Consider the following 21083-nt stretch of genomic DNA (forward strand, 5'->3'; position numbering starts at 1 on the left):
AAGCCGGACCGATTGGTCACGGGTGATTGCGGACACTTGACAAGAAATTGCCGAATCCTCACCCGTTAGGTGGGGTGGCGGGGTGTTCATGTGCCGGAAATGATGAAAGCTACCGCTTAGTAATTTCCTGTTGTACCGTTCACGTATGCCAGAAGCAGCTTCGGTACAGGCCGTACGGGCCACGATCGGCGACAGCGAGTTCGACCGGGACACGACCGTCACTCCGCGCGAGGACGGCGTCTACGACGTCGACCTCTCCGCCGGGTGGACGATCATCAACGCCGTCAACGGCGGCTACCTGCTGGCCGTCCTCGGCCGCGCGCTCGCCCACGCCCTCCCGCACTCCGACCCGTTCACGATCTCCGCGCACTATCTGACCGCGTCCCAGCCGGGCCCCGCGGTCGTCCGCACGGACGTCGTACGCACCGGCCGGACGGTGTCGACCGGACAGGCGTCCCTGTTCCAGTTCGACGACGAGGGCCGCGAGATCGAGCGGATCCGCGTGCTCGCCTCCTACGGCGACCTCGACACCCTGCCCGACGACGTCCGGACGACCGCGGTGCCGCCCGCGATCCCGCCCATGGATCAGTGCTTCGGTCCGCAGGACGCGCCGGCCCCGATCCCCGGCAGCTCGGCGATCACCGACCGGCTGTTCCTCAAGCTCGACCCCGCGACCCTCGGCTGGGCGCTCGGCGCGCCCTCCGGGAAGGGCGAGATGCGGTCCTGGTTCGGACTCGCCGACGGCCGTGACGCGGACCCGCTCTCGCTGCTCCTCGCGGTCGACGCGCTGCCGCCGACGGCCTTCGAGATCGGCCTGTCCGGCTGGGTGCCGACCGTCGAGCTGACCGTGCACGTGCGCGCCCGCCCGGCGCCCGGCCCGCTGCGCGTGTCGATCACCACCCGCAACCTCGCCGGGGGCTTCCTGGAGGAGGACGCGGAGGTTTGGGACACCGCCGACCGACTGGTCGCACAGTCCCGGCAACTCGCCCGAGCCCGCCTCCGCTGACCCGTCACCACGGGCCGGGTGATTCGTGCGGGTGCGGCTCCACCGGCCCGCCGTCCGGGCCCGGTGGTTCGTGACGGCGCGGCTCCCTCGGCCCGCCGTCCGGGCGCTGCGGTCCGCGCGGGCGCGGCCCTGCTGACCGGCGACCCGAGCCGGGTGGTTCGCGGCGGCGCGGCTCCGCCGATCCGACGCCCGCGTCCGGCGGGTTCGTGCGGGTGCGGGTGCGGGTGCGGGTGCGGCTCCGGCGACCGGTCACCGCTTCCGGCGTCCGGCCTCCGGCGGCACCCGGCCCCGCCGGTGATCCGGCAGGCCCTCGGTGGTGGCGTGCCGGCCCGTCAGACGGTCACCAGCGGCCGACGGCCCATCCAGGCCGCCAGCCGCTCGTAGGCGTCGGCCCCTTCGGGGGCAGGCACCACCGAACCGAAGGGCAGCTCGGGGTCCTCGCGCCCCTCGTCCGGCAGCACGCGGCCGGCGATCGCGAGCGCGAACTCGGCCAGTTCCGGGTCGAGTTCGAGCGGTCGCCCCAGAGCCTCGGAGAGGTCCCAGCTGTGCGTGACGGCCTCCATGACATACCCGGCGAGGGCGATGCGCCCAGGAGCCTCACCCCAGGGCACCCGCACCAGCGCGTCCAGCCGGGCGTCGTCCGCCCACCCCGCGCGGGCCCGCGCCCCGGCCTCGTCGTACGCGGCGCTCCAGCCGTCGTCCGGCACGCCTTCCGCGAACGGCCGCACCGCGAGCCCGTCGCCGCCCGCCCCGATCACGGCGATCCGCCGGGTGCCGCCGACCATGTGCGACAGCAACACGCGTACGTCGAAATCGGTGCACGGAGTGGCACCGTCCAGTTGCTCCGGCCGAACGGTTCCGATCAGCGACGCGATCTGCTCGGCGGCTCGGGCGTACAGGGGGCGGGGGTCCATGGCGTTCATGACTACCTCTTCCGTGTCTCGGTGTGCCCTCACCCTCGCCGCATAACCTGACAGACTCCGTCAACATTTGCGGCGGCCTTCGGCGGGCGCGATCCTGACCCTGTGAAGTCCGACCGTCTGCTCTCGATCCTGCTGCTGCTCCAGACCCGTGGCCGCGTCCCGGCGCACGAACTCGCCGACCGCCTGGAGGTGTCGGTGCGCACCATCTACCGGGACATCGAGGCACTGTCCGCCTCAGGCGTCCCGGTCTACGCCGAACGCGGGCGGCACGGCGGCATCGAGCTGCTCGCCGGATTCCGTACGGACGTCACGGGACTGACGGCGGACGAGTCCCGTGCGCTGTTCATCCTGGCCGCCCAGGGCGCGCACGCCGCGCTCGGCCTCGACGCGGCGCTCGGTTCCGCGCTGCGCAAGGTGATGGCAGCGCTCCCCGCGCCCTTCCGGCCGGCCGCCGAGGTCACCAGCCGACGCGTCCTCGTCGATGCCACACGGTGGAAGGGCGGGCCCCAGCGCGCCGTCGACCTGGACGTGCTGCAGGACGCGGTCTTCACCGACCGCCGGGTGCGGCTGCGCTACCGGCACGGCGGGGACACCGAAACGCGTACGTACACGGTCGACCCGTACGGGCTCGTCTCCAAGGCCGGTGTCTGGTACCTGGTCGCCGACCGGCGCGGTGATCCGCGGCTGTTCCGGGCCGACCGGGTCCACGCGGCCACGCTCCTGCCGGACCCGGTGCGGCGCCGCCCCGGTGTCGAACTCGCCGACGTCTGGGAGGTGTTGCGCCGCCAGGTCGAGGAGCGGCCAGGGGCTCTCGATGTCACGGTTCGGGTACGGCGTTCCCGCCTCGACATGTTCGTCCGCCTCAACGCGGCCACCCTCGCGGAGCTGCCCGAGGACGACGGCGCGAGCGAGTGGGTGACCGCGCGCCTTTCCCACGGCTCGGTCCGTGAGGCCCGCACGCTGCTGGCCTTCGGGGACGCGGTGGAGGTCCTCGCGCCGGCCGAGGTACGGGAGGAGCTGGCCGCGACGGCGGCCGCCATCAGCGCGGTGTACGAGGGGGGTTGAGCCCGGCTCCGACCGGCGGCGCACAGGAAGGCACAGCTTCGGCACAGCGCGGCCCTACGTGGATCTGGTGCGCTGGCCCCCCGCTCGTCCGGCTTTTCTCAACCGGTCCACGTGACTTGACTGGGAGTTACCCCATGAACCGTCGTGCACGACTCGTCCCCGTCGTCGCCCTCCTCGCGCTCTCGCCCCTGCTGGCGGCCTGCGGCTCCGGTGACGCGTCGTCCTCGAACAGCAAGACCTCCGACGGGCAGAACTGCACGCGCCCGTCCGGGATGCCGAGCGGCGCCTCCGGACGCCCCAGCGGCGCCCCCTCGGGCATGCCCTCGCGGTCCGGCGCCCCCTCGGGCATGCCCACCGGGAAGGCCCCCTCCGGCAACCCCTCGGGCATGCCGAGCGGTGCTCCCGGCGGCGGCATGGGCGGCGGCCAGGGCGGCTGTGGTGGCCCCGGCGGCGGCCAGATGGGACAGGGGCAGGGGCAGGGGCAGTCGGCCGCGCAGGGCTGACGTATCGAGAAGAGCGTGCCTTCGCACGACGTACGACGTACGACGTACGAAGGCAACGTACGACGTACGACGGTCCAGGGCGGTGCGCCCGCCCTGTGCCGCCGCCCTGGCTCCGCCGCCCGGCGTGGTCAGCCGAGCCAGTGGCGGCGGCCGATGCTGATCAGCCGCATCTGACGGCTCGCCATCCGGGCCACCCGCTCGCGCTCCGCCTCGGAGCCGTCCAGCGCCTCCAGGAACGCCGAGGCCGCCATCAGCATGTGGTCGACATACAGGCCCGCGAGCATCAGCAGATCGTCGTCGCTCCACCCCCGCGACTCGGGATGCTCGGCCAGCGCGTCCTTCACCTCCTCGGCGAACCGCGCCAGTTGCTCGCGGATCGCGTCCCGCACCGGCTGGACCCCGCCGTGCCGCTCGCGCGCGATGAAGCGGACGTGCGCCGGGTGCGTGCCGACGTGGTGGACGATCAGTTCCACGGCGCGGGCGATGCGCTCGTCGCTGTCGCCGGCAGCGGACACCGTGTCCTCGATCATCGGGTGCAGGCTGCCGAGCGCCTCCTCGACCAGGGCCACGCCGAGATCCGCCGTCGAGCGGAAGTGCCGGTAGAAGGCGGTCGGGGCGACTCCGACGGCGCGGGTGACCTCGCGCAGACCCAGGCTGCTCAGGCTCTGATCCTCCAGAAGCCCCAACGCCGCGTCCAGCAGGGCCTGTCGGGTTTTCTGCTTCTGCGCCTGGCGGATGCCGAGAGTGTGACTCATGCCATGCAGTTAACAACTGTTCTCTGGATTTTTAAAGCCGTGAGCGCGCTAGACTCAAAAGTCAGTGAACAAGTGTTACTACAACCGTTCACTGAGTCGTCAAGTCCCGGAAACATCCGTACCTCACCGTCGAGGCACCGGACCGTCCGGGACCGGACTTCGAGACTTCTTCGAGAGGCATCTCATGCTGTTCCTCGTCGCCGCACTCCTGCTGCTCGGCGTCGTCATGGGGTCGGTGGCCCACGCGCCGCTGCCCGTCACCCTCGTCGCCGCGGCCGTCATCGGCGTCTGGCTGGTCGTGTTCGCGCTGCGCGAGCGCACCGCCCGCAGGCGTCACCCCTCCGCCAACTGACCGGTGGTCCCGCACCTTTGCCGACCGGCCGTTGGTCCCACACCTTCACCGACTGACCGTTGGGAGCTGACTCACGTCATGGAACTCACCACGAGCACCACCGGCACGACTCGCACTATGGGCACCACTCACACCACCCGCACCCCTGGCACCGTTCGTGCCGACGAAGCCGCCCGCACCGCTCGCACCACCGAGGCCGCCCGCGCCCCGCGCCGGACCGCCGTCGGGGACGCGGACGGCATGGCCGTGGCCGCCTTCATCCTCGGCCTTGTCGGCCTGCTGGTGCTGAACGTCTTCCTGGGCCCCATCGCCATCGCCCTCGCCTCCGTCGCCCTCTGGCGCGGCACGGCCCGCCGGGGCCGCGCCTTCCTCGGCCTCGGCCTGGGAATCGCCGACCTGGTCGTCCTGGTCGCGGTCATGCAGTTCGACAGCACGGTGTCCTGGAGCTTCTGAGGCGGATCCGCTCGTCGATCCGTTCATAGGCCCGGGCGTGGTGCCGGGGAGCGTGCCGCGACCCCGTGCGCGAGCCGGGGCGGGCGGCCGCGCCGGTGGGGGCCGAGGCAGAGGGAGAGCGGGCCCGTAGAATCGAGCCCACCATGGCTTACCTCGACCACGCCGCGACCACCCCCATGCTTCCCGAGGCAGTAGAGGCTCTGACCGCCCAACTGGGCGTCACGGGCAACGCCTCCTCCCTCCACTCCGCCGGCCGCGCTGCCCGGCGGACGGTCGAGGAAGCCCGCGAGACCCTTGCGGACGCCCTCGGCGCCCGCCCGAGCGAGGTGGTGCTCACCTCCGGCGGCACCGAGGCCGACAACCTCGCGGTGAAGGGCATGTACTGGTCCCGCAGAGACGCCGACCCGGCCCGTACCCGCGTTCTCGCGAGCCCCGTCGAGCACCACGCGGTCCTCGACGCCGTCCACTGGCTCGGCGAGCACGAGGGCGCCACCGTCGAGTACCTGGCTGTCGACGCGTACGGCCGTGTCCACCCCGACGCCCTGCGCGAGGCCATCGCCCGCAACCCCGACGACGTCGCCCTCGCCACGGTCATGTGGGCCAACAACGAGATCGGCACCGTCATGCCGGTCCGTGAACTGGCCGACGTCGCGGCCGAGTTCGACATCCCGCTGCACGCCGACGCCGTTCAGGCCTTCGGCCAGATCCCCGTCGACTTCGGTGCCTCGGGCCTCGCCGCGATGACGGTGTCCGGCCACAAGATCGGCGGTCCCTACGGGATCGGCGCACTGCTTCTCGGCCGCGAGTACAGCCCGGTGCCCGTGCTGCACGGCGGCGGTCAGGAGCGCCATGTCCGCTCCGGCACGCTCGACGTGCCCGCGGTCGCGTCCTTCGCGGTCGCCGGGCGGCTGGCCGCCGAGCAGCGGGAGTCGTTCGCCCGGGAGATCGGCGCGCTGCGTGACGACCTGGTCGATGCCGTCCTCAAGGCGGTGCCCGACGCGATCCTCGGCGGTGACCCCGCACCCGGCGGCCGGCTGCCCGCCAACGCCCACTTCACGTTCCCGGGCTGCGAGGGCGACTCGCTGCTCCTCCTGCTCGACGCCCAGGGCATCGAGTGCTCCACCGGGTCCGCGTGCACGGCGGGCGTGGCCCAGCCGAGCCATGTCCTCCTCGCCACCGGCACCGACCCGGACCTCGCCCGGGGCACCCTGCGCTTCTCGCTCGGCCACACCTCCACGGAGGCGGACGTCGCTGCGGTGACACGGGCGATCGGCCCGGCGGTGGAGCGGGCGCGCAGGGCGGGCCTCACCTGACACCGCCGCGCCCGCTCGCCGTACCGGGCAGGCCCCAGGGCCTGCCCGGCCCCGCGTCTCCGGCATGATCCGCCGGAGGCGCCCTAGCTCTCCGTCACCATGAGGGAAGCCATCATGCCCTCGTCCTCGTGCTGGAGCAGATGGCAATGGAGCATGTACATATAGGTGTCGTCCGCGAAGTCGGTGAACTTCATGGCGATCTTGATCGTGCCGCCGCCGACCACCTCGAACGTGTCGTACCAGCCCAGCTGGACGCCCGTCGGATCCTCCCCGTTGATGGAGATCAGCTGGAACGGCACATCATGCAGATGGAACGAGTGTTCGAGCTGTGTGCCGTTCTTGACCGTCCACACCTCCTCGGCGCCCAACGTGGTGCTGATCATCGCCATCGAGGACATGCTCGTTCCCACGGAGCCGTTGATCGTCATCGAGGTGCCGCTCTGTCCGAGCGTGATCGTCCGGGCGGTGAAGTCGGTGGTGTCGTACCGGGTGATGGTGTTGAGGGCCGGCAGGTCCTCGGGGGTGTCCGAAGCGTCCGGAGTGACGGTCAGGAACTCGTAGGTGCCGCTGCCGCCGCGCACCCAGCCCGTCGTCACCACCGCCTCCAGGGTGACCGCCTCGCTGAGCTCCATCACGAACTCGGCGCGCGCGCCCGCCACCAGCCGGATCGACGCCACCTCGGTGGCCTCGGTCAGATACCCCTGGTCGGTGGCTATCTGGGTGAGAGTCCCGCCGTCGCCGCGCTGGACGGTGATGATGTCCGACGGTGAGGCGTTGAGCAGCCGGAAGCGGGTGCGCTTCTTGGTGGCGGTGAAGGAGAGCGTGGTGTCGTCGACGTTCGTGCCGTTGCACAGAAGAGGGAAGCTCAGGCCGTTGCTGAGGTAGCCGGTCAGGTCGTACTTGACCTCTCCGGCGCTGTCGGTGGCCAGACACTGCAGGATGATCGGGATGTCGTCGGTGCCATAGGTGCTGGGCAGGGCCGCGGACGCCTCGGAGTCGTCCTCGACGATGATCATGCCCGCCAGTCCGTGGGTGGCCTGCTCGGCCGTGGTGCCCAGGGCGTGCGGGTGGTACCAGAGCGTCTTGGCCTCGTCCTTGACCGTGAAGGTGGGGGACCAGGTCTTCCCCGAGGCGAAGGCGTTCTGCGGGCCGCCGTCCATGCTCGGCGGAACATGCGCGCCGTGGAAGTGGACGGTGGTGTCCTCGGTGAGGCTGTTGGTGATGTTCAGCAGGACGGTGTCTCCGGAGGTCCACCTCATGGTGGGGCCGAGGAACGACTGGTTGTAGCCCGCGGTCGTGCTGGTCACGCCGCTGAGCACCTCGCTGGTGCCCGTCTTCGCCTCCAGGGTGTACGTCGTGGTGCCGTCCGAGGTGGTTCCCTCCAGGAGATCGGGGATGGTCAGCGTGGTGCCCGCCGCGTGCGCCTTGTTCTGTGTCGCGTTCGTCAGCAGAGCGATGGCGGTGCCGCCCGCGGTCACCGCCGCGAGGCCCGCCCCCGCCATCCCGCCGAGGAACCTGCGGCGGTGCATGCCCTTGGTCCTGGACCGGCCCTTGTCCTTGCCCGCGCCGGAAGCGGGCTGCGTGGAGTGCGTCATGGCCGTGGACTCTCGACCCAAGGGCTGTGCACCGAGTGAGGCTGATTTAGGAGAACGCCTTCCGCGCTGTGAAAAGCGGTGACTTTAATTCAGGATCAACTTCCCTGTGGAGAAGGGGAGTTGGCGTCCCACTGGTCACGGTGGCGGTACGGGACGCAACGGACACGCGCGTCCCGGACGTATCTCACAGCATCACGATTCGGCGCTCTGGGCCCTCGGCGTCGGCGCCTGTGACCGCACTGCGCAAGCGCTCTCCCGCAGCTACGCGTCGGTTGTGCGCGCCCGTCGTACGAGCCGTATGTACCGGTCCCAGTCCCAGTGGCGTCCGGGATCCGTGTGGTCGGTGCCCGGTACCTCCACGTGCCCGATGATGTGATCCCGGTCCACGGGGATGTCGTACCGGCCGCATATCCCGGCCGTCAGCCGTGCCGAGGCCTCGTACATCGTGTCCGTGAACGACGAGGCCCGATCGACGAAGCCCTCGTGCTCGATGCCGACACTGCGCTCGTTGTACTCGCGGTTGCCCGCGTGGAACGCCACGTCCAGCTCGCGGATCATCTGGGTGACATGACCGTCCTTGCGGACGATGTAGTGCGCGGCCGCTTTGTGTCCCGGGTCCTGGAACACCCTCACCGCGCTCGCGAAGCTGCCCTGGGTGACATGGATGACCACCCGGTCTATCGAGTAGTCGTCGGGACGGTCGGCCCGCCGCCAGTTCGCCGCCGAGGCCGCCACCCACTGCGCGCCGCGGAAGTCCACCGCCCCCGCGACCCGCGACTTCTCCACACCCGGCAGCCGCCACCACAGGTGCGACAGCTTCTCCCGGGCGATCCCGGCCGCGCTCACGGCGGCCACCGCACCACCGATGAGCAGCACCCGGCGCCCGACCGGCTGGTCCGCGTCCTTGGCTCCCGCCCCGGCTCCGCGGCCCCGTGGCTTCGCCTTTTTCTCCCCCATGCGATCTTCAACGGATACTCGCGGGCTCCGGTTCCCGCGGCCCCGTACTCTGGAGGGGTTATGACTGACACCTCGCAGCGCCCCCTCCGCGTCCTCGCCGCCATGTCGGGCGGAGTCGACTCCGCCGTAGCCGCCGCCCGCGCCGCCGAGGCCGGGCACGATGTGACGGGCGTGCACCTCGCCCTCTCGGCGAACCCGCAATCGTTCCGGACCGGCGCGCGCGGCTGTTGCACCATCGAGGACTCACGCGACGCCCGCCGGGCGGCCGACGTCATCGGCATCCCGTTCTACGTCTGGGACCTCGCCGAGCGGTTCCGCGAGGACGTGGTCGAGGACTTCATCGCCGAGTACGAGGCGGGCCGCACCCCGAACCCCTGCCTGCGCTGCAACGAGAAGATCAAGTTCGCCGCCCTGCTCGACAAGGCGCTCGCGCTCGGCTTCGACGCGGTCTGCACCGGTCACTACGCACAGGTGATCGTCCAGGAGGACGGCACCCGCGAGCTGCACCGCGCCTCCGACATGGCCAAGGACCAGTCGTACGTCCTCGGTGTCCTCGACGACCGCCAGCTCGCCCACGCGCTGTTCCCGCTCGGCGACACGGTCACCACCAAGGACGAGATCCGCGCCGAGGCCGAGCGCAGGGGCCTGGCCGTCGCCAAGAAGCCGGACTCGCACGACATCTGCTTCATCGCCGACGGCGACACCCAGGGCTTCCTCGCGGGCCGGCTCGGCAAGTCCGAGGGCGACATCGTCGACGAGTCCGGTGCCAGGCTCGGCACCCACGAAGGCGCGTACGGCTTCACGATCGGACAGCGCAAGGGGCTGCGCATCGGCACCCCGGCCGCCGACGGCAAGCCGCGCTACGTCCTCGACATCTCGCCGGTGAACAACACGGTGACGGTCGGCCCGGCCGCCTCCCTGGACGTGTCCGCCCTGAGCGCCGTCAAGCCCCGCTGGTGCGGCGCGGCCCCGACGGGCCCCGGCGTCTACACCGCCCAGCTCCGCGCCCACGGCGGCGAGACCGAGGTGAACGCCGAACTGGTCGACGGCTCCCTGGAGGTCCGTTTCACCGAGCCGGTCCGCGGCGTGGCCCCGGGCCAGGCGATCGTGCTGTACGAAGGCACGCGCGTGGTGGGTTCGGCGACGATCGCGGCGACGACGCGCGCGACGGCGGACGTCTAGGACCTGCCCCGGACGGGGCCCTGTCGCCGCGCCCAGGACGGCCCGGTGTCGGATGGGGGCCGCGCCCAGGACGGCCCTGCGTCGGGTGGTGGGCGTGTCGAGGACGGCCCCGGGTCGGATGGGGGGCGTGTCGAGGGCGGCCCTTCGTCCGGTGTCTAGCCGTTCGTCCCGAAGAACTCCGCCAGCACCGGTGCGAGCACCTGCGGATCCACCATGTGGGTCTGCCCCTCCAGCGTGCGGTACGAGCCGTCCGGCGCCGCCGCCGCGACGGTCCGCGCCGCCTCGCGCATCCACGCGGGGCTCGCGTCGCCCGCGATCGACAGCACCGGCACGGTGACGCCCGCCAGCCGCGCGCGGGGCACCTGGCTGTCGCCCATCGCGGCGTTGTCGTACGCCAGGGTCGGCGCGATGGCCTCCATGCCGGGCCAGGCGTGGGACATGCGCACTCCGGAGATCATCTCCGGGGGCGTGCCCACGAGGGTCAGGAACAATTCCACCGCGTCCCCGCGCCGGTCCTGGCCGAGCAGCTCGGTCAGCCGCTCGGTGTACTCGGCGCGCTCCTTGCCGGCCTTTTCGGCGACGGCGAACGGCGTCTCGTAGACGGCGACTTCGCGGACGGGCAGCCCGCTCGCCGTCGCCTCCAGGGCCAGCGCGCCGCCCGACGAGATGCCGTACAGTGCCGCGCTGCCGCCCCCGGAGGCCTCGATCAGGGCCGCGATGTCCTCGACCTCCCGGGCCACCGAGAAGGGCGCGGTGTCGCCGCTGTCGCCGCGACCCCGCCGGTCGTAGGTGATGGCGCCGAAACGGTCCGACAGAGCCTCCGCGAGAGGCGCCAGCGTGGCACCCGTGCACATGGCGCCGCCGACCAGGACGACCGTCGGGCCGTCACCGAAGCGTTCGTACGCGATGGGGGTCCCGTCGCGCGAGATGGTCTTCTTGTCCATACCTGTAGAGACTGCCGGGCGACCGGGAACTCATCGCGTCACCACGCCCGTGTCCGCCCGGAAGTCAGGACACGTCGGCCTCGTAGAAGCAGAGGTGGTCCCTGATCTCGGCGACATCGGGCTTGGGGTCGGGATAGGCCCACACCACATCGGCCGCGTCGGGACGCGACCAGTAGGACGCGGTGCCCTTGAAGGGGCAGTACGTGTGGGTGTCGGAGGGTGTCAGCAGGTCCAGGCGGACATCCTCGGGCGGGAGGTAGTAACGCACCGGACAGCCGGTCTCGCGCAGCACCAGAGGGCGGTCGCTCTCCGCCAGGACCTGGCCGCCGTGCACGACGCGGACGCGCTGTGTGCCTTGCTCGATGGTGATCGTGTGTCCTTCAGCCATACCAGGGAAAGCGCTCGCGAGCCCCGAATCGTTCCCGCGTACGGTGAAGTCATGAACATCTGCGTCTTCCTCTCCGCCGCCGACCTCGACGACCGCTACACGCGCCCCGCGCGGGAGTTCGCCGAACTCCTCGGCAAGGGCGGGCACACCCTGGTGTGGGGAGGCTCCGACGTCGGGCTCATGAAGGTGGTCGCCGACGGCGTGCAGGAGACGGGCGGGCGACTGGTGGGCGTCTCCGTGGACTTCCTGGCCGCCAAGGCCCGCACGGGCGCCGACGAGATGGTCGTCGCCCGGGACCTGGCCGAGCGCAAGGCACTGCTCCTGGCGAAGGCCGACGCGGTCGTCGTCATGGTCGGCGGCACCGGGACCCTCGACGAGGCGACCGAGATCCTGGAGCTGAAGAAGCACGGGAAGACCGAGAAGCCGGTGGTCCTGCTCAACACGGCCGGCTTCTACGACGGACTCAAGGAACAGTTCCACCGGATGGACGCCGAAGGCTTCCTGCCGCGCCCGCTCACCGACCTGGTGTTCTTCGCCGAGGAGCCGGTGGGCGCGCTGGCCTACCTGGAGGAGAGCGTCGGCACCCTGTGAGGCGTCGGCGCCCCGCGAGCGCCGGTGTCCGGTGACGCGCCGGCACCCGGTTCGAGGCCGGTACCCGGTGATGCGAGCATGGCGTCCATGGCTACACATGTGATCACCGGGGCCGGTTCCGGCATCGGCGCGGCCGTCGCCCGCCGTCTGCACGCGCGCGGGGACGAGCTCGTGCTCCACGCGCGCGACGCGGGCCGCGCGAAGGAACTGGCCGCCGCGTTCCCCGGGGCGAAGACCCTGGTCGGCGACCTGGCGGACCCCGACAAGCTCTCGTGGGCGTTCTCGCACCAGACACTTCCCGGCCGCGTCGACTCCCTGCTGCACATCGCCGGCGTGGTCGACCTCGGCCCGGTCGGCGAACTGACCCCGAAGACCTGGCGCCACCAGCTCAACGTCAACCTGATCGCCCCCGCCGAGCTGACCCGCCACTTCCTGCCCCAGCTCCGCCTCGCCCAGGGACACGTGGTCTTCGTGAACTCCGGCGCGGGCCTGACCGCCCACGCCGACTGGTCTGCCTACGCTGCCTCCAAGCACGGTCTGAAGGCCCTCGCGGACTCCCTGCGCCACGAGGAGCACGCGGCCGGGGTCAGGGTGACCTCCGTCTACCCCGGCCGCACCGCCAGCCCCATGCAGGCCAAGGTCCACCAGCAGGAGGGCAAGGAGTACGACGCGGCGAAGTGGATCGACCCCGAGTCGGTGGCGACGACGATCGTGATGGCGCTCGACCTGCCGCGGGACGCCGAGGTCAACGACCTGACGGTGCGCCCGGGCGGCTGACCTCCCCCAGGAATTACGTACGCTTCCGGGGTGAGCGAAAACAGCGAGTTCAGGTTCGGTTCCGCCACCGGGGTCGGGTCCATGCCGGGCGGTGACGCGCGGGAGGCCGCGAAGACCGTCATCGGTTCCCTCGACGACTTCCCGTTCCTCGCCGAACTGCCCGCGCGGGGGCCTGGGGCGGACATGATCGGCCGGACCGCGGGGATGCTCGTCGAGCTGTACGCGCGCGTGGAGCCCAGCGGCTGGCGGTTCGGGGACCGGCCGGGCCGGGACACCAAGCGGGCCAGGTCGTGGCTGGGCGAGGACCTCGACGCCCTGGAGGAGTTCACCCAGGGGTACGAGGGCCCGCTGAAGGTGCAGGCGGTCGGTCCCTGGACCCTCGCCGCCGCACTGGAGCTGAGGAACGGCGAGTCCGCCCTCTCCGACCCGGGCGCCTGCCGGGACCTCGCCGGCTCGCTCGCCGAGGGACTGCGCACCCACCTCGAAGACGTACGCCGGCGGATCCCCGGGGCCGAGATCGTCCTGCAGCTCGACGAACCCTCCCTCGTCGCCGTGCTCCGCGGCCAGGTGCCGACCGCCAGCGGCTACCGAACCAACCGCGCCGTGGACCGACAGGTCGCCGAGGCCACGCTCCGGGACGTCGTCGGGGTGCACGGGGGCGGTCCCGTCGTGGTCCACTCCTGCGCGCCGGACGTCCCTTTCGCCCTGTTGCGCCGGGCGGGCGTTTCGGCGATCTCCTTCGACTTCTCGCTCCTCACCGAGCGTGACGACGATGCGATCGGGGAAGCGGTCGAAGGCGGTACGCGGCTGTTCGCCGGTGTCGTCCCCGGCGTGGACGTCCCATTGTCGGACCCTGCCGGTAGCGTCATGGGTGTCAGGACGCTGTGGCGCAGGCTGGGGCTGCGTCCGGGTCTTCTCGCGGAGGCGGTCACGCTCACTCCGTCGTGCGGACTCGCGGGGGCTTCCCCCGACTTCGCGCGCAAGGCGTTGGCCCACTGCGTCCGGGCGGCGAGATCCCTCGCGGACAACCCTGAGTAACGGGAGGACACAACGGTGGCCGGCGAACAGCACGCAGAGCCCACATCGGTACCCGCCGAGGCACGGGAGAGGCACGCGCAGCTCGCCGGGCAGATCGAGGAGCACCGCGTCCGGTACTACGCGAAGGACGCTCCCGTCATCAGCGACGGGGAGTTCGACACGCTCCTGCGCTCCCTGGAGGCGCTGGAGGACGAGTACCCCGAGCTGCGGACGCCGGACTCGCCGACCCAGAAGGTCGCCGTCGAGTACGAGACCGACCGTGCCGAGGTCGAGCACCGCGAGCGCATGCTCTCCCTCGACAACGTCTTCGACGACGCGGGGCTCGCCGCCTGGGCCGACCGAGTGGCCAAGGACGTGGGTTCGTCCGACTACCACTTCCTGTGCGAGCTCAAGGTCGACGGCCTCGCCGTGAACCTGACGTACGAGGACGGCAGGCTCACCCGCGCGGCCACCCGGGGCACCGGCCGGACCGGCGAGGACATCACGCCCAACGTCATGACGATCGCGGAGATCCCGCACCGGCTGAAGGGCGATCACGTCCCCGGGCTCGTCGAGATCCGCGGCGAGGTCTACTTCCCGATGGAGGCGTTCGAGGGCCTCAACGCACGTCGCCTGGCGGCGGGGGAGAAGCCGTACGCCAACCCCCGGAACTCCGCGGCCGGTTCGCTGCGCCAGAAGGATCCCAAGGTCACGGCGACGCTGCCGCTCCACATGGTCGTCCACGGCATCGGCGCCCTGGAGGGCTTCGAGGGCCTCGGCCGTCTCTCCGAGGCGTACGGCCTGCTGCACATGTGGGGGCTGCCGACCACGCGGTACGCCAAGGTGGTCGACGACCTCGACGGCGTACGGGAGTTCATCGCGTACTACGGCGAGAACCGCCACTCCGTGGAGCACGAGATCGACGGGGTGGTCGTCAAGCTCGACGAGATCCCCCTCCAGGGCAGGCTGGGCTCCACCGCGCGCGCACCGCGCTGGGCGATCGCCTGGAAGTACGCGCCCGAGGAGGTCAACACCAAGCTCGTCAACATCCGTGTCGGGGTGGGCCGTACGGGCCGGGTCACGCCGTACGCCCAGGTCGAGCCGGTCACGGTGGCGGGCTCCGAGGTCGAGTTCGCCACCCTGCACAACCAGGACGTGGTGAAGGCCAAGGGCGTCCTCATCGGGGACACGGTGGTGCTGCGCAAGGCCGGTGACGTCATCCCGGAGATCCTCGGCCCGGTCGTCGACCTGCGCGACGGCAGCGAGCGGGAGTTCGTGATGCCGGCCGAGTGCCCCGAGTGCGGGACGGCGCTGCGGCCCATGAAGGAGGGCGACATCGACCTGCGCTGCCCCAACGCCCGCGCCTGCCCGGCCCAGTTGAGAGAGCGCGTCTCCTACCTCGCGGGCCGGGAGTGCCTGGACATCGAGCACTTCGGCGACGTGGCGGCGGCCGCCCTCACCCGCCCGCTGGAGCCGGCCGACCCGCCACTGGCCGACGAGGGCGACCTGTTCGGCCTGACGAGGGAGAAGCTGCTGCCCATCAGGGCATACGTCCTCGACCAGGACAGCGGTCTGCCCAAGCGTGACCCGAAGACCGGTGAGGAGAAGATCGCCACGGTCTTCGCCAACCAGAAGGGCGAGCCCAAGAAGAACACCCTCTCCCTGCTGGAGAACATCGAGGCCGCCAAGCAGCGCCCGTTGGCGCGCTTCCTCAACGGACTGTCCATCCGGCATGTCGGCCCGGTCGCGGCCGAGGCGCTCGCCCGTGCCTTTCGCTCGATCGACCGCATCGAAGCCGCCACCGAGGAGGAACTGAAGAACACCGACGGCGTCGGCCCGATCGTGGCCGCGGCGGTCAAGGAGTGGTTCGCCGAGGAGTGGCACCAGGAGATCCTCCGCAAGTGGAAGGCCGCAGGCGTCCGGCTGGAGGACGAGGGTTCCGGCGAGGACGAGGGGCCCCGCCCGCTCGAGGGACTGACCGTCGTGGTCACAGGAACGCTCGAACACCACACGCGGGACGGCGCGAAGGAGGAACTGCAGAGCCGTGGAGCAAAAGTGACCGGTTCTGTTTCGAAGAAGACATCCTTCGTCGTGGTGGGTGACAATCCTGGCTCGAAGTACGACAAGGCGATGCAGCTGAAGGTTCCGGTCCTGAACGAGGAGGGCTTCGCCGTCCTGCTCGGACAAGGACCGGACGCGGCGGCGGACGTCGCGCTCCCCATCGAGGAATAGCGGTTGAAGACCACCCGTTCGGCGCATATCAGTTGCATACGGGTGGCCAGGTCGCATTCGGGCGACCGTCGACGACCGCTGCCCGTGGAAGCCTTCTGCGGCCTACTGTTGAGGTGTGCGCCTACCGTGCCCGGCTGCGGTTGGCGCATCCCCTGCTCCGCACGAGCCAGGGGAAGGGTTTTCGGACGCGGCACCGTTGGCCGTTGTCGCCGGCAACGGACCGCGTGGCGTGGGCACCGCCGGCAGTGAGAGGGACGGGAATGGAACCGACCGAGAGCGCCGCCCCCGACTCACGGCTGCGCCTGCGCCGGATGACCGGCGCGTGGCTGGCCGGCCTGCGGACGGGACAGCGTTCGGAGCGCCCCGCCCCCAGCGGACTCGGCGCCGCACCGCTCGCCGCTCCCACCGTCCCCGGCGTCGGCCGGCTCACCGCCGAGCGCGGTGCCGGCCTGCCCGGCCACGATCCCGAACGCCGTATGTCCTGGCCCGCGCTGCCGTCCGCGGTCGTGGTCACGGCCGCGTTCGTCCTGGGCGCCGGTTTCTACCGGGCGTTCAGCGGCCACCACGCCCTCTTCCCGTGCGGCGCCGTCGGCTGGTCGCTGGCGCTGCTGACCGGCATCATCGTCGGCCACCTGGTCGCGCTCGGCCGTGCCCGCTGGTGGGGCGGCACCGGCTCCGGCGCGGCGCTCACCCTCGCCGTCCTGCTGCTCTACGGCTGGGTCCCCGCCGGCATGGTCAGCCTGACCGTCGTCGTCCTGGTCGGCATGGCCCGCCGCAACCGATGGCGGCAAGGCGTGCTGCACGGCGCGGTCGACATCCTCGGCATCGGCGCCGGAGCCCTGGTCCTCGCGTCGTTCGGACGGTTCCCGAGCGTCGAGGCGCCCTGGGAGCCCGAGAGCTGGACCTTCTACGCCGCCCCCCAGGTGGTGCTCGTCGCGGGCGCCTATCTCGCCGTCACCCGCGCCCTGCTCTGGTACCTGCACGCGCCGCGCGGCGGCGGCCTGCCCACCGTCGCCCGTACGGCCCTGGTCCGACAGGGACTCGTCGCCGTGGCGCTGCTCGGCATCGCACCACTCATCTGTGTCGTCGCGATGGCCCAGCCGATGCTGCTGCCGCTGTTCTCGATCCCGCTGATCGCCCTCGACTCCACCCTGTGGATCGCCCGCGCACGGGCCGAGGAGCAACTGCGCGACCCGCTCACCGGACTGCCCAACCGTCAGTGGCTGCTGGAGCGCACCTGGACGGCTCTCGACGACGCCGAGCGCATCGGCGCCCGCTCCGCGCTGATGCTGATCGACCTGGACCGGTTCCGTTCGGTGAACGACACGCTGGGGCATCTCGCCGGCGACCGACTGCTCCTCCAGATAGCCGACCGGCTGCGGCTCGCACTGCCGCGCGGGGCGGAGGCCGCGCGGCTCGGCGGGGACGAGTTCGCCGTCTTACTGCCGGTCGCCGACTCCACCACGTCGGCCACGCGGGTCGCCCGCAATCTGGTCGCCGCCCTCGGCTCGCCGCTCGACCTCGACGGACTCACCCTCGTCCTGGAGGCCAGCGCCGGGCTCGCCGTCTTCCCCGACCACGCGCTCGACGCGGAGGGGCTGCTGCGCCGGGCGGACGTCGCGATGTACCAGGCGAAGCGGGACCGCACGGGCGTGGAGGTGTACGAGTCCAAGCGGGACTCCAACACCCCCGACCGGCTGGGTCTGCTGGGCGATCTGCGCCGGGCCCTGGACACCGGCGACGTCGAACTGCACTACCAGCCCAAGGTCCGCTTCGACGGACAGGTGGCCGGACTCGAGGCACTGGTCCGCTGGGTGCATCCCGAGCGCGGCAAGGTACCGCCGGACGAGTTCATCGCCATCGCCGAGTCGTCCGGGCTGATGCCCCACCTCACCGAGTACGTCCTGGAGACGGCCCTCGGACAGGTCGCGCGCTGGCGGGCCCAGGGCCTCTTCGTCCCGGTCGCGGTGAACGTGTCGCCGCGCGACGTCCACACCCCGGGGTTCGCCGGATCCGTCGCCGCCCGACTCGCCCGGCACGGAGTCCCCGCGGGAGCGCTCCAACTGGAGATAACGGAGCACGTGCTCCTGGAGGATCCGCAGCGCGCCGCCGACACCCTGGCCGCTCTCACCGGGCACGGCGTGAAGATGTCGCTGGACGACTTCGGCACCGGTTACTCCTCCCTGGTCCATCTGCGCCGGCTCCCCGTCAGCGAGCTGAAGATCGACCGTTCGTTCGTCGCACGGCTCGCCGTGGACACCGAGGACGCCGAGATCGTGCGCTGCACCGTCGACCTCGCGCATTCGCTGGGGCTCCTCGTCGTGGCGGAGGGCGTCGAGGACGACGAGACCTGGGAGCGACTGCGGGACCTCGGCTGCGACGCCGTCCAGGGATGGCTGGTCGCCGCCGCGATGCCGCCCGACGAGGCCACGGCGTGGCTGCTGGCCCGTGGCTCCCGCGGGTGGCAGCGGCCGCGCGCAGCGCTGCCTGCCGCGGAGTAGCCCCTACGGTTCCCGCAGGACGCCCCCACACCGGCCTCCGGCCCGGGTCTCCTCACCGGCCTCCGGCCGGGTGTCTCCCGCCCCCGCACCACCCGTGACGGTCACCCGACAGGTGGGGCTTTCCCGTCGGGCTTCCTCGCCGTCGGCGCCCGCACGCGGTCCGTCCCGGCTCGCCCGCGGGCTGTGCCCGTCGCCCCGTTGCCGTCACCCGACAAACCGAGCTCTCCCGCCGTCCCGGCCCGCCGTCGGCACCCGCCCGTGGTCCTGGCCCGTCGGCGATCTCCGGCCGTTCGCGGTCTTCCGTGTCCGCGAGCCGTCCTTGGCCGGTCGCGCGGTTCGCTGTGCCCCTTCAGGGCGCGAACCCTCGCCCGGGCGGTGGTTCGGAGCGTGCCGGGAGCAAACCCGGGCGCGGGCACGGCGCTCGGCCCCATAGGATTGGGCCAAACCACACACACTCACCCCAGAGGATCGCTGCATGCCTGGCATCACGCGCGAGGAGGTCGCCCACCTCGCACGGCTGGCGCGTCTGGAGCTGAAGGGCGAAGAGCTCGACCACTTCGCAGGCCAGCTCGACGACATCATCGGCGCGGTCGCCCGCGTCAGCGAGGTCGCCGACCAAGACGTACCGCCGACCTCTCATCCGCTGCCGCTGACGAACGTCATGCGCGTGGACGAGGTCCGTCCGTCGCTCACCCCCGAGCAGGCGCTCTCCGGCGCCCCGGCCCAGGAGCAGCAGCGTTTCAAGGTGCCGCAGATCCTGGGGGAGGACTAATCACCATGACGGACACCAACGTCAACATCATCAAGCTCACCGCGGCCGAGATCGCCGAGAAGATCGCGGCGGGCGAACTGACCGCCGTCGAGGTCACCGAGGCCCACCTCGCCCGGATCGAGGCCGTCGACGAGAAGGTGCACGCCTTCCTGCACGTCGACCGCGAGGGCGCCCTCGCCCAGGCGCGTGCCGTGGACGCCAAGCGCGCGGCCGGCGAGAAGCTCGGCCCGCTCGCCGGTGTGCCGCTCGCGCTCAAGGACATCTTCACCACCGAGGGGATCCCGACCACCGTCGGTTCGAAGATCCTCGAAGGCTGGATCCCGCCGTACGACGCGACCCTCACCAAGAGGCTGAAGGCCGCCGACGTCGTCATCCTCGGCAAGACCAACATGGACGAGTTCGCCATGGGGTCCTCCACCGAGAACAGCGCGTACGGCCCCACCGGCAACCCCTGGGACCTCACCCGGATCCCCGGCGGCTCGGGCGGCGGCTCCTCCGCGGCCCTCGCCTCCTACCAGGCGCCCCTCGCGATCGGCACCGACACCGGCGGCTCCATCCGCCAGCCGGCCGCCGTCACCGGCACCGTCGGCGTCAAGCCGACCTACGGCGCCGTCTCCCGCTACGGCATGGTGGCGTTCTCCAGTTCCCTCGACCAGGGCGGCCCCTGCGCTCGTACGGTCCTGGACGCGGCCCTGCTCCACGAGGTCATCGCCGGGCACGACCCGCTCGACTCGACCTCCATCGACGCCCCGGTCCCGCCGGTCGTCGAGGCCGCCCGCAACGGCAGCGTGACGGGCATGCGCGTCGGTGTCGTCAAGCAGTTCCGCGGCGAGGGCTACCAGGCCGGTGTGGTGCAGCGCTTCGACGAGGCCGTCGCGATGCTCAAGGAGCTCGGCGCCGAGATCGTCGAACTGGACTGCCCGTCCTTCGACCTGGCGCTCTCCGCGTACTACCTGATCGCGCCGTCCGAGTGTTCGAGCAACCTCGCCCGCTTCGACGGCCTGCGCTACGGCCTCCGTACGGGTGATGACGGCACGCACTCCGCCGAGGAGGTCACCGCCCTCACCCGTGAGGCCGGCTTCGGCCCCGAGGTCAAGCGCCGCATCATGCTCGGCACGTACGCGCTCAGCTCCGGCTACTACGACGCGTACTACGGCAGCGCCCAGAAGGTCCGTACGCTCATCACGCGCGACTTCGAGAAGGCGTTCGAGCAGGTCGACGTGATCGTCTCCCCGACCACGCCCACCACCGCCTTCCCGATCGGCGAGCGCGCCGACGACCCGATGGCGATGTACCTCGCGGACCTGTGCACGATCCCGACCAACCTGGCCGGCAACTCCGCCATGTCGCTGCCCTGCGGTCTCGCGCCGGAGGACAACCTCCCGGTCGGTCTGCAGATCATCGCCCCGGCGCTGAAGGACGACCGCCTTTACAAGGTGGGCGCCGCCGTCGAGGCCGCCTTCGTGGAAAAGTGGGGGCACCCGCTGCTTGAGGAGGCTCCGTCGCTGTGAGCAAGGCAATGTCCAAGGCCAAGGGTTTCAAGAAGTCCAAGTCCGGCACGTATCTGTCCATCGCCGGCACGGCGTTCGGTGCGTTCGGTGTCGCGAAGCAGGTCAAGAAGGCCCGCCAAGAACACGACACGCTGCGCCTCATCGACGCGGCCGTGTCCGCCGCCGCCATCGTCACCGGCCTCGCCATCCTCTACCGGGAGCTCAAGCGCCTGGGCGACGACGACGTCCTGCTGGGCTGAGAGGGAA

Annotated in this window: 21 protein-coding genes; 15 read left to right on the plus strand and 6 right to left on the minus strand. The window is 71.4% G+C overall.

Features of this window, described 5'->3' with window-relative positions:
* Positions 1-145 precede the first annotated feature (145 nt).
* Positions 146-1006 carry a thioesterase family protein gene (locus ABZX90_RS35085; RefSeq protein ID WP_351130730.1) on the plus strand — a complete coding sequence of 287 codons (861 nt, stop codon included), beginning with the start codon at positions 146-148 and terminating at the stop codon, positions 1004-1006.
* Between the two features lie 332 nt (positions 1007-1338).
* Here the strand turns inward: ABZX90_RS35085 and ABZX90_RS35090 are convergent, their stop codons facing one another.
* Positions 1339-1929, minus strand: a complete 591-nt coding sequence (locus tag ABZX90_RS35090; RefSeq protein ID WP_355211782.1) for a TIGR03086 family metal-binding protein — start codon at positions 1927-1929, stop codon at positions 1339-1341.
* 102 nt (positions 1930-2031) lie between these two features.
* On the opposite strand from ABZX90_RS35090, the gene ABZX90_RS35095 reads away from it, so the two are divergent.
* Entirely contained in the window at positions 2032-2994 is a 963-nt protein-coding gene (locus ABZX90_RS35095) for a YafY family protein (RefSeq protein ID WP_355211785.1), read from the plus strand.
* A gap of 134 nt (positions 2995-3128) precedes the next feature.
* On the plus strand, positions 3129-3497 hold the full coding sequence (locus ABZX90_RS35100) for a hypothetical protein (RefSeq protein WP_355211788.1): 369 nt from the start codon (positions 3129-3131) through the stop codon (positions 3495-3497).
* Between the two features lie 128 nt (positions 3498-3625).
* On the opposite strand, the gene ABZX90_RS35105 is transcribed toward ABZX90_RS35100, so the two are convergent.
* Positions 3626-4252, minus strand: a complete 627-nt coding sequence (locus ABZX90_RS35105; protein WP_351130724.1) for a TetR family transcriptional regulator — start codon at positions 4250-4252, stop codon at positions 3626-3628.
* Positions 4253-4436: 184 nt separating this feature from the next.
* Between ABZX90_RS35105 and ABZX90_RS35110 the strand changes: the two genes are divergently transcribed.
* From ABZX90_RS35110 to ABZX90_RS35120, 3 genes are all read left to right on the plus strand, one after another.
* Positions 4437-4604: a hypothetical protein gene (locus ABZX90_RS35110; RefSeq protein ID WP_351130723.1), complete on the plus strand. Its 168-nt coding sequence runs from the start codon at positions 4437-4439 to the stop codon at positions 4602-4604.
* A 240-nt stretch (positions 4605-4844) separates the two neighbouring features.
* On the plus strand, positions 4845-5057 hold the full coding sequence (locus ABZX90_RS35115; RefSeq protein ID WP_351130785.1) for a DUF4190 domain-containing protein: 213 nt from the start codon (positions 4845-4847) through the stop codon (positions 5055-5057).
* Between the two features lie 143 nt (positions 5058-5200).
* On the plus strand, positions 5201-6370 hold the full coding sequence (locus tag ABZX90_RS35120) for a cysteine desulfurase family protein (protein WP_355211792.1): 1170 nt from the start codon (positions 5201-5203) through the stop codon (positions 6368-6370).
* Positions 6371-6453: 83 nt separating this feature from the next.
* On the opposite strand, the gene ABZX90_RS35125 is transcribed toward ABZX90_RS35120, so the two are convergent.
* Positions 6454-7965 (minus strand): multicopper oxidase domain-containing protein, encoded by a 1512-nt coding sequence (locus ABZX90_RS35125; RefSeq protein ID WP_351130720.1) that lies wholly within the window; start codon positions 7963-7965, stop codon positions 6454-6456.
* Between the two features lie 261 nt (positions 7966-8226).
* Positions 8227-8922 (minus strand): N-acetylmuramoyl-L-alanine amidase, encoded by a 696-nt coding sequence (locus ABZX90_RS35130; RefSeq protein WP_351130719.1) that lies wholly within the window; start codon positions 8920-8922, stop codon positions 8227-8229.
* 60 nt (positions 8923-8982) lie between these two features.
* Here ABZX90_RS35130 and mnmA point away from each other — a divergent pair, with 60 nt between their 5' ends.
* A complete protein-coding gene (gene mnmA, locus ABZX90_RS35135; protein WP_351130717.1) occupies positions 8983-10104 on the plus strand; it encodes a tRNA 2-thiouridine(34) synthase MnmA in 1122 nt (373 codons plus the stop codon).
* Between the two features lie 155 nt (positions 10105-10259).
* Here the strand turns inward: mnmA and ABZX90_RS35140 are convergent, their stop codons facing one another.
* Positions 10260-11048, minus strand: a complete 789-nt coding sequence (locus ABZX90_RS35140) for an alpha/beta hydrolase (RefSeq protein ID WP_351130715.1) — start codon at positions 11046-11048, stop codon at positions 10260-10262.
* 64 nt (positions 11049-11112) lie between these two features.
* A complete protein-coding gene (locus tag ABZX90_RS35145) occupies positions 11113-11436 on the minus strand; it encodes a DUF427 domain-containing protein (protein ID WP_355211797.1) in 324 nt (107 codons plus the stop codon).
* Between the two features lie 51 nt (positions 11437-11487).
* On the opposite strand from ABZX90_RS35145, the gene ABZX90_RS35150 reads away from it, so the two are divergent.
* The 8 genes from ABZX90_RS35150 to ABZX90_RS35185 all read left to right on the plus strand — a co-directional run bounded on the left by ABZX90_RS35150 (position 11488) and on the right by ABZX90_RS35185 (position 21076).
* Complete coding sequence (locus ABZX90_RS35150; RefSeq protein WP_351130713.1) at positions 11488-12027, plus strand: TIGR00730 family Rossman fold protein; 540 nt, start codon at positions 11488-11490, stop codon at positions 12025-12027.
* Positions 12028-12105: 78 nt separating this feature from the next.
* Positions 12106-12804, plus strand: coding sequence for an SDR family oxidoreductase (locus tag ABZX90_RS35155; protein ID WP_351130712.1), 699 nt, complete (start codon positions 12106-12108; stop codon positions 12802-12804).
* 30 nt (positions 12805-12834) lie between these two features.
* A complete protein-coding gene (locus ABZX90_RS35160) occupies positions 12835-13842 on the plus strand; it encodes a methionine synthase (protein WP_351130711.1) in 1008 nt (335 codons plus the stop codon).
* Between the two features lie 15 nt (positions 13843-13857).
* Entirely contained in the window at positions 13858-16053 is a 2196-nt protein-coding gene (ligA, locus tag ABZX90_RS35165) for an NAD-dependent DNA ligase LigA (protein ID WP_355211802.1), read from the plus strand.
* A gap of 260 nt (positions 16054-16313) precedes the next feature.
* Entirely contained in the window at positions 16314-18554 is a 2241-nt protein-coding gene (locus ABZX90_RS35170; RefSeq protein ID WP_351130709.1) for a bifunctional diguanylate cyclase/phosphodiesterase, read from the plus strand.
* Positions 18555-19029: 475 nt separating this feature from the next.
* On the plus strand, positions 19030-19326 hold the full coding sequence (gatC, locus tag ABZX90_RS35175; RefSeq protein ID WP_037622623.1) for an Asp-tRNA(Asn)/Glu-tRNA(Gln) amidotransferase subunit GatC: 297 nt from the start codon (positions 19030-19032) through the stop codon (positions 19324-19326).
* Positions 19327-19331: 5 nt separating this feature from the next.
* On the plus strand, positions 19332-20837 hold the full coding sequence (gene gatA / locus ABZX90_RS35180; RefSeq protein ID WP_351130708.1) for an Asp-tRNA(Asn)/Glu-tRNA(Gln) amidotransferase subunit GatA: 1506 nt from the start codon (positions 19332-19334) through the stop codon (positions 20835-20837).
* Positions 20834-21076, plus strand: a complete 243-nt coding sequence (locus ABZX90_RS35185) for a hypothetical protein (protein WP_261705573.1) — start codon at positions 20834-20836, stop codon at positions 21074-21076. The genes gatA and ABZX90_RS35185 overlap by 4 nt, the downstream gene beginning before the upstream one ends.
* Positions 21077-21083 lie beyond the last annotated feature (7 nt).

Source organism: Streptomyces sp. NPDC002935, from assembly GCF_040611295.1.
Taxonomy (GTDB): Bacteria; Actinomycetota; Actinomycetes; order Streptomycetales; family Streptomycetaceae; genus Streptomyces.